Origin of the sequence: Halorhodospira neutriphila, from assembly GCF_016584055.1 — a bacterium.
In the GTDB taxonomy this organism is placed as follows: domain Bacteria; phylum Pseudomonadota; class Gammaproteobacteria; order Nitrococcales; family Halorhodospiraceae; genus Halorhodospira; species Halorhodospira neutriphila.
Genome location: NZ_NRSH01000099.1, coordinates 1 through 8,576, shown reverse-complemented (window position 1 = coordinate 8,576; position 8,576 = coordinate 1). Strand labels below are relative to the sequence as shown.

Annotated in this window: 5 protein-coding genes; 3 read left to right on the top strand and 2 right to left on the bottom strand. The window is 70.4% G+C overall.

What is annotated here, in order from left to right; all coding sequences use genetic code 11:
- Positions 1 to 249: 249 nt before the first annotated feature.
- The 3 genes from kaiC (at position 250) to aspS (ending at position 3,815) form a co-directional block, all read left to right on the top strand.
- Positions 250 to 1,668 carry a circadian clock protein KaiC gene (gene kaiC, locus CKO13_RS08890; protein WP_338034618.1) on the top strand — a complete coding sequence of 473 codons (1,419 nt, stop codon included), beginning with the start codon at positions 250 to 252 and terminating at the stop codon, positions 1,666 to 1,668.
- Positions 1,665 to 1,937 (top strand): circadian clock KaiB family protein, encoded by a 273-nt coding sequence (locus CKO13_RS08885; protein ID WP_200259709.1) that lies wholly within the window; start codon positions 1,665 to 1,667, stop codon positions 1,935 to 1,937. Before kaiC ends, CKO13_RS08885 begins: the two co-directional genes overlap by 4 nt.
- 93 nt (positions 1,938 to 2,030) lie before the next feature.
- On the top strand, positions 2,031 to 3,815 hold the full coding sequence (gene aspS, locus CKO13_RS08880; RefSeq protein WP_200259706.1) for an aspartate--tRNA ligase: 1,785 nt from the start codon (positions 2,031 to 2,033) through the stop codon (positions 3,813 to 3,815).
- Here aspS and CKO13_RS08875 read toward each other — a convergent pair.
- On the bottom strand, positions 3,809 to 4,297 hold the full coding sequence (locus CKO13_RS08875) for a disulfide bond formation protein B (RefSeq protein WP_200259703.1): 489 nt from the start codon (positions 4,295 to 4,297) through the stop codon (positions 3,809 to 3,811). The two genes, aspS and CKO13_RS08875, sit on opposite strands and share 7 nt — an antisense overlap.
- Before the next feature lie 1,197 nt (positions 4,298 to 5,494).
- On the bottom strand, positions 5,495 to 7,960 hold the full coding sequence (locus tag CKO13_RS08870) for a bifunctional DNA primase/polymerase (protein ID WP_200259700.1): 2,466 nt from the start codon (positions 7,958 to 7,960) through the stop codon (positions 5,495 to 5,497).
- Between the last annotated feature and the right edge of the window lie 616 nt (positions 7,961 to 8,576).

Here is an 8,576-nt window from a genome sequence, read left to right as displayed (position 1 = left end):
GGCAGGGCCGGCAAGAGCGCCGCCTCCGGTAGCTGAGGCAGCGGCGGCGCCCGCCGGCCCTGCCAGGGGGACGGGGCGCGCTGCCCGCCCACCGCGGCATTGGACCGCTGAGGCGGTTTCTGGCACATTGAGGCGGCTCAAAATCCACAGGCTCAATGCGCGGAAAATGGGGGCGGTATGAGCGCTGACAGTTCATCCCCGCAGAGGCCTGCGTACGCGGCGCAGGGCGCAGAAGCCGCCCCCCCGGCGGTGACCGCGACAGGGATCGAGGGGCTCGACTTCGTCCTCGGCGGCGGCCTGCCCGCCGAGCGGCCCACCCTGCTGCGCGGCGGCCCCGGCACGGGCAAGACGGTTCTCGCCCTGACCTTCTTCTGCCAGGGCCTGGCGGGGGGCGAGCCCGGGGTGCTCGTGACCTTCGACGAGCCGCCCGAGGCGCTGATCCAGCACGCCGAGGCCCTCGGCTTCCCGCTGCGCGAGTACCTGGCCGAGGGCCGCGGGCGGCTGCTAGATATGCGCCCCAACCGCGCGGATATCGTCGCCGGCGCGGAGATCGAGCTGACGGCGGTGCTCGCCCGGATCGGCCACGCCCTCGAGCAGGTGGGGGGGCGGCGGCTGGTGCTCGACGCCGTCGACGGCCTCGACGAGAGCTTCAGCGCCGAGGCGAGCCTGCGCCGGGAGCTCGGCCGGGTCTTCGACTGGATCCGCGAGCGCGAGACGACCACCGTCCTCACCGCCGGCGAGCACGCCGACTTCAGCGCCCGCTACGGGCTCGAGGACTACATCGCCGACTGCGTCATCCTCCTGCGCCAGGAGGTGCGCCACCGGACGATGACCCGCCTGCTGCGCGTGCTCAAGCGCCGCGGCGGCAGCCACGGCACCAACGAGTTCCCCTTCCTGCTCGACACCGACGGGGTCTTCCTCGCCCCGGTCACCGGGACGCGGCTGCAGACGCGCTCCTCCGAGGCGCGCCACGCCACGGGCATCGCCGGGCTCGACGCCATGCTCGGCGGCGGCGGGCCGTACCGCGGCTCGGCGGTGATGGTCTCGGGCCAGTCCGGCACCGGCAAGACGAGCTTCGCCGCCGCCTTCGCCGACGCCGTCTGCCGCGACGGGGGCACGGTGCTCTACCTCAGCTTCGAGGAGGCGGCCGAGGAGCTGGTGCGCAACCAGCGCAGCGTCGGCCTCGAGCTGCAGCGCCACCTGGCCGGGGAGGGCGGCACCGGGCGGCTGATCCTCGAGCCGCTGCTCGCCGTGGAGCTCGGCTGGGAGGAGCACCTGCTGCGCATCATGCGCGCCGTCCGGCGCCTGGCCCCGAGCGTGGTGATCCTCGACCCGGCGAGCGCCCTCGGCGACCGCCACGAGGACCGCCAGGGCAAGGAGATGCTCCTGCGGCTGCTCTACATGCTCAAGTCCGAGGGGGTGACGGCCCTGGCCACCGAGCTGCTGCCGGACTACGCCGACGGCGTCAGCACCATGGACATCTCCTCGCTCATCGACGTCTGGATCAAGCTCCGCCGCGAGGAGCGCGACGGCCGGCTGAGCCGCCGGCTCGAGGTGGTCAAGGCGCGCGGCCTGCCGACGGCCGACCGGATCCAGGAGTTCTTCCTCACCGGCGAGGGGATCGCGGTGGGCGAGCGCGGCGCGGTGACGGGCGAGGGCGCGGCTTGAGCGGGCTCGTGCTGCGCCTCTACATCGCCGGGCGCACCCCCGCCGCCGAGCGCGCCCTGCGCAACCTCGACCACCTCGTCGGCGAGCTCGACGGCGAGTGCCGCGTGGCGGTGACCGACATCCTCGAGCAGCCCGATCTCGCCGAGCAGGAGCGCATCCTCGCCACCCCGGTGCTCGTCAAGGAGGCCCCCGCGCCGGTGCGCCGGATCGTCGGCGACCTCTCCGAGCGCGAGAAGGTCCTCGCCAGCCTCGGCCTCGAGCCGCAGTAGGCGCCCCCGGCGAGTGCGGCCTTGCGCCCCCGTCCGGGGGTGCTTAACATTGCTAGGTTTGAGTGCAGCGAAGCGGTTCTAGGGCCTTTACTCATGCGTAGCCACTACTGCGGCGAGATCAGCGAGCGCCAGCTCGACTCCGAGGTAACCCTCTGCGGCTGGGTGCACCGGCGCCGGGACCACGGCGGCGTGATCTTTATCGATCTGCGCGACCGCGCCGGGCTGGTCCAGGTGGTCTTCAACCCGGAGGACGAGGCGGCCTTCGCGACGGCCGATCGCGCCCGCGGGGAGTACGTGCTGCGGGTCACCGGGCGCGTGCGCCACCGTCCGGAGGGGACGGTCAACCCCGATCTCCACTCCGGGGCCGTGGAGGTGGTCGGCACCGCGGTGGAGGTGCTCAACACCGCGCAGACGCCCCCCTTCCAGCTCGAGGAGCACGAGCACGCCGGCGAGGACGTGCGCCTGCGCTACCGCTACCTCGACCTGCGCCGCCCGGAGATGCAGCAGCGCCTGCAGCTGCGCGCCCGGGTGACCTCCTCGATCCGCCGCCAGCTCGAGGAGGAGGGCTTCCTCGATATCGAGACGCCGATGCTCACGCGGGCCACCCCCGAGGGGGCCCGCGACTACCTGGTGCCGAGCCGCACCCACCCGGGGCGCTTCTTCGCCCTGCCGCAGTCGCCGCAGCTGTTCAAGCAGCTGCTGATGATGGCCGGCTTCGACCGCTACTACCAGATCGTGCGCTGCTTCCGCGACGAGGACCTGCGCGCCGACCGGCAGCCGGAGTTCACGCAGCTCGACATGGAGGCCGCCTTCGTCGACGAGGAGGCGGTGATGGGGGTGACCGAGCGGATGCTGCGCCGGCTCTTCCGCGAGGTCCTCGGCACCGAGCTCGCCGAGCCCTTCCCGCGCATCTCCCACGCCGAGGCCCTGGACCGCTTCGGCTCCGACAAGCCGGACCTGCGCATCCCGCTGGAGCTCGTCGAGGTGGCCGACCTGGTCGCCGGCGTCGACTTCAAGGTCTTCTCCGGGCCGGCCAACGACCCCCGCGGCCGCGTGGCCGCCCTGCGCGTGCCCGGCGGCGGGGCGCTGACCCGCAAGCAGATCGACGACTACACCGAGCTCGTCGGCCGCTACGGCGCCAAGGGGCTGGCCTACATCAAGGTCAACGACCCGGGGCAGGGGCTCGAGGGGCTGCAGTCGCCCATCGTCAAGTTCCTCACCGAGGAGGCGGTCACCGGCATCCTCGAGCGCACCGGCGCCGAGGTCGGCGACCTGATCTTCTTCGGCGCCGACAAGGCCGGCGTCGTCAACGCCGCGCTCGGCACCCTGCGCGTGCACCTCGGCCACGATCTCGACATGGTCGAGCCGGGCTGGCGCCCGCTGTGGGTCGTCGACTTCCCGATGTTCGAGTACGACGAGCAGGACGGCCGGCTCTACTCGCTGCACCACCCCTTCACCGCGCCGCGGGCCGCGGACCCGGCGGCCCTGCGCGACGAGGACCCCGAGGCGCTGCTCTCGCGGGCCTACGACGTGGTGCTCAACGGCGTTGAGCTCGGCGGCGGCTCGGTGCGCATCCACGATACCGCCATGCAGCAGGCGGTCTTCGGCCTGCTCGGCATCGACGAGGAGCAGGCCCAGGCGAAGTTCGGCTTCCTCCTCGAGGCCCTGCAGTACGGCTGCCCGCCCCACGGCGGCATCGCCTTCGGCCTCGACCGGCTGGTGATGCTCATGGCCGGGGCCGACTCCATCCGCGAGGTCATGGCCTTCCCCAAGACGCAGACGGCGACCTGCCTGCTCACCGAGGCGCCGGCCGAGGTCGGCGAGGCGCAGCTCCAGGAGCTCGGCATCCGCCTACGCCGGGTCAGCGGGGCTCAGTAGCCGCGGGCCACGGCCCGGAGGCCCAGGCCGGCCAGCAGCGCGAAGCCGAGCAGGCTCCACAGGGGCAGGGGGAGGCCGGCGAAGACGGCGGGCTCCGTGCACTGCCCGCCGCCGCGGACGATCTCCTGCAGGGCCTCGTACCAGGGGAGGGTGTCGATCATCACCCCGAGGCTCATCCCGCAGCCGGCCTGCCCGGGGTTGGCCAGGATATAGAGGTGGCGCCCGGCGGCAGCCAGCCCCCCGGCGCAGAGCGCGAGCAGGGGCAGGCCGAGGGCCCAGCGGCCCCGCGGCCACAGCGCCGCCCCCGCCAGGGCCGCGAGCAGGACGCCGCCTATGAGCAGCCGCTGGAGCCAGCACAGCGAGCACGGCTCGAGCCCGGCGGCGTACTCGGCGAAGAAGGCCGTCGCCACGGCGGCGAGGGCGGCGGCGGAGGCCGCCAGCAGCCAGCGGCGCCCATCGGGCGTGCGCTCAGCGTCCGTCATGTGCACTCTCCCCCCTGTCCGGTGTGTCCTTGTGCCCGGTGGCGTATTGCGGGTCCTATCCTACGATAAGAGACGGGCACTCTACGTGTCCGGAGCCGCGGGTTGCACCCTGGCCCTCCGTCAGCGGAGCGGAGCAGCGATTAAAAAGCCCGGCACTGGGGCCGGGAAGGGGTGGCAATGGGGAGAGGGAGGGCCCCTGCGGCGCCAGCGCGTAGAGTGCCGTCTCTCGATGGGCGCCTAGGCGGCGTATAGGGCGTGCGGCCTCGAGAGGCCATAGCCTTGAGGCGGTTTTAGGGGCAGCGGTTGCGGAGGCAGTGCGGCATGGGCGCCCGGTAGGCCTTATCAGCGCGGCTACACGCTCTTAAGATCACGTGGCGAGGGGTCGACCCGGGGAGGGTGGCAAGATCCGCGGTCGGCCCCTCGCCTACGCAAAGACCACTCTGCGGGAAGGGTTGAGATTCGTCAAGGGAATCCGCCGATCGTTGACGGGCAGCTCGATCGGCTCCGGGCACGGCGCACTGAGGATGACGTTGAGGTGGTTCTCCGGGGCATGGACCAGGCCCTGAGCCCCGGGGGCGGGAGCGCAGGGGCGCTGATCAGCTGATCGAGCCGCTGCATCAGCCGATCCGGTCGTCGGGTCTTGTGCCAGGCGAAGCCCTCAACCCACAGCAAGCAGCTCGGCGATAGCGCCTCGATGGGCAGCGTCGGCCGGTAAGCTCTGCCATCGTCCAGTCCGTCACGTGCTGCGCAAAGCGACGTTTCGCAACGCGCTGATGTGAGGTCTCGCCGTTTGGGGGTAACCAGGGGGGCACCATTGTCGTAACCCGCCAGGGGGAGGCCAGGGTGGCCAGGGCCGTGCTCGACCCCCTGACCAGCTGGAGGGCTCGCCATGCGGGGCTTGGTCAGGCCGGTCAGGGTGGTCAGGGTCTTTTTGATCCAGAGAGAACCTTAGGTAGCGCCGTTAGGCAAGAAGGGCACTCATGCCCCCTCTGGGGTCTACGCCGTCGGCTATAGAAAGGATAGGGACTTCCCTTGACCACCCTGGCCGCCCTGACCAGGGCTTATAAAATAGGGGGTTACCTGCTCCCCCTCGGGTGGCCAGGCTGGCCTCTGCCCTGGCCACCCTGACCACACTCCTCGGGCAGGGTCCGTCTCGGCGTGGGGCCGGAGACCGCTTGCCGGCCTCACCACCGCGCATCATTTCCCCCGCATTGTCTCCTTTATCGCCTTCTTGGCTGCCTCTTTGGCCGCCCCTTCGATCGCCTTGTCCTTCGCGATCTCCCCACGAATAGCCTCCTGGAGTTCCTCAACGGGGGTTGGTGATTGGGCGACGTCCTCTCTCGCCCCCTCATCCGTCTCCTCGTCCCAGTCGATTTTCTGGCCCAGGTAATGCTCGAGCAGAGCGCGGCACTCGGGGAGCGAGGGTAGGGTGAAGCACTGTGTCCGCTTCTCTTCTATCTGGTCGCGGACGCGGCAGCTCTTCACGGCGCCGCAGACCTTCCGGAGGAAGTGCGATAACTCGGCCTCCTCAAGCCTCTCGCCGCGCTGGCGCGCCCACTCCCGGTAGGAGCTGCGTAACATCGCTTTCGAGATCACGATATCACCGTCGCGCCAGCTGTTCGGCTTCCCGTTGGGGGCGCCGTGGTTAGCGTGGTCCAAGAGGCAGCCGGGGGGGATACGGGATTGGATGCCTCCTTCGTTCAGGCAGGCGTACCACCATCGCATCCACGAGTCCTCGCTCTTGAGCACTGCGGTGATGCGCGTATCGCCGACGTCCTTGGGCCGGTCCCCCGGGTGGAAGTCGCTAACATCCCGCTCGAGCAGCTCGTGGACAAAGGCCTCGATCCCGCCTGCGTTGATCTCGGCGCTGAGCGCGTTGAAGTAGGCGCGATCGCCGATGCGCTCGTCGCTGAGCCGGTAGAAGACGAACCGCCGATCCTCGATACCTGTAGGCACCGGCCAGGACTCGTTGGAGGCGACGATCAGGTGCACGTGGTTGCGCACGGTGTACTGGGGGACGAACTTGCGGTTCACCTCGCGGGTCTCGTCGGTGATCAGCGCCTTGAGCTGGCCCTCCTTCTTATTGTCGCCGCCCCAGAGCGCCTCGTTGGCGAAGACCAGCACGGCGTGCGCGATCTGGTCCTGGAAGTGGCCGACCAGGCCCTCAGAGCTGGACACGGTCACCCCGTGCTCGCCGAAGGCCTTCACTAGCGGCTCGATGAAGATGTTCTTCCCGCCCCCCTGGCGGCTCTGCAGCACGGGGACCGTCTCCCCGGGGAGGTCCGGGTACTGGAACATCCGCGCCAGCCAGTTGAGCAGGTACTCGTAGGCATCCGCCTGCCCCTGGCAGACCACCTCCCGGATATGGCGATGGAGCTTGGCGCATTCCCCGGGGCGCGGCGTGATGGTCAGCCCCTGGTAGAGGTTGAGGTGCGGCTCGTCCGCAGGGTCAGGAAGTCGCCTGTCGCCGGCGATCATCCCCGGCCTCGGCTCGAGCTTGACGCCCTCGTAGGTCTTACGCTTCGGCGAGTGGAGCCACGCCTTGGCGAGCTCTTGCCGGCGAATGACGAGCTCGCCGTTGGCCCGCCGGGTTTCTTGGGGCACGAACTCGTTGGCCTTGAGGTGCTCAAAGTCGGACCGGGCCATGAAGCCGGTGCTCCAGCAGGCCCGGTTCCCGTCCCAGCTCCGGTAGACCACGCGGGTTTTGCCCGAGAGGTCGACCACCCCGTAGTGCTGCCCCATTTCGAGGAACCGGCGGGCGCGCTCGCGGCGGGCCCAAGGCAGCAAGTCTTCGCCTTGGCGGTAGTCGCCGGTCCAGCCGCCGCGCCCGGCCCAGTAGAAGATGGTGTCCTGCGTCGTAGGCTGCTCGCGCTCGCCGAAGCCCCCCCAGCGCTGCTCGACCTCGCCCGCCTCGTATCGCTTCCCCCGCCGGCTCCATTGATCCGCGATCCAGAGCCCCTCATCGCTACCGGCGCTCTCGTGGTGCAGGGCCATGATGATCCTGAGCCAGTCGTCGTAGCCCAGGGCGTCCGGATCGATGTGGTCCAATGCCGAGAGCAGCTGCGCCGGATTGATCGGCAGGTCAACCTCTGCCTTGGCGGCCTCCTGCTCCCGCCTGAGGCGCCGGTTCCCCTTCTTGCGCCGCACCGTCTCGATTAGCCACTCGGGACACTCGGCCAGCGCGATCTCCCCGGGGGCGCGCCCCTCTTGCCACCGGTACTGATGGCCGGAAGGGTGTCGGGAAGGGGCTAGTACGATGAGCCCCCCAGCGCCGCGTAGATCGACGCCGGGCCAAAGGCCCGCGATCGTGGTGGGCAGTCCTTCGAGCTTGTCGTTGTCGTCCGGCCAGCGGAAGAGGTAGTGGCGCCCCCGGCTGGTCCTCTGCGTGACGGTCGCCGGGACGTCGATCCCTTCGGGCAGGAGCTGCCCCGGGTCGCCGTCGACGTCCAGGACAAGCACCCCGGAGCCCGGGCCGCAGGCCAGCCCGATATTGTTCGGGCCGAACCACCCCGCGCCGGCGATCCGGTCGGGGTCGCTCGTGGCCGCCTCCCGCCAGCCGTTGATCGCTGGTTGCTTGCCCGGGCTGCTGACGGAGGCCTCGGGCGGATGGACCGGGAAGATGCGCCAACCGAGCTCGGCGTACCGGATGGCGGCTTCGTACACAGGGGGTGTCGCCGAGACCTCATGAGCGGATTGCGTTGCCATGCCCATACTCCTTCTCGCATCGCCTGTAGCGATACATCCGTGTGTGCCCCGCTGGCGCCTCGCCAGTTGGGGTCGTCGAGGCGTCAGCGACTTGTTCTGATTCCTCGGTTATCCCCTCAGGAGGCCAGCGTGCCGCCAGAGCCAATCGAAGCGCCCGAGCACCGCCGGATCGAGGCGCCCGCGCTCGACTTCCCGGGCGAGCCAGGCGCGCACCTTGTGGGGGTCGAACAGCAGCTCGGGGCGCCCTGTAGGGCTGGGCCGGCGGCGGCCGGCAGGCCTCGGGAATGAGGGGTCGGCGGCTGCCCGCGACTGGATGGTCGTCACCGGCTTGCTAGCGCACGAGGCCAGCAGGCGATAGGTAACGGGGAAGGCCTCTGGCCCCGCCCGCTCTTGGCTTTGCGTGGGTTCTGCGCTCTCCGCGCACCTCAACAGCGCTCCCTCCCTGTGGTCTGCGGCCTCTGGCCGCCCAAGTCCGCCGAATGCCCGGGGTTTCTCTCATCGTCGGGGAAAGCGAGGCGGGACTGCTACTGCAGGCCTTGGGGACGGAGAAAGAGGGGCAGCGCGGCTCTCGGGT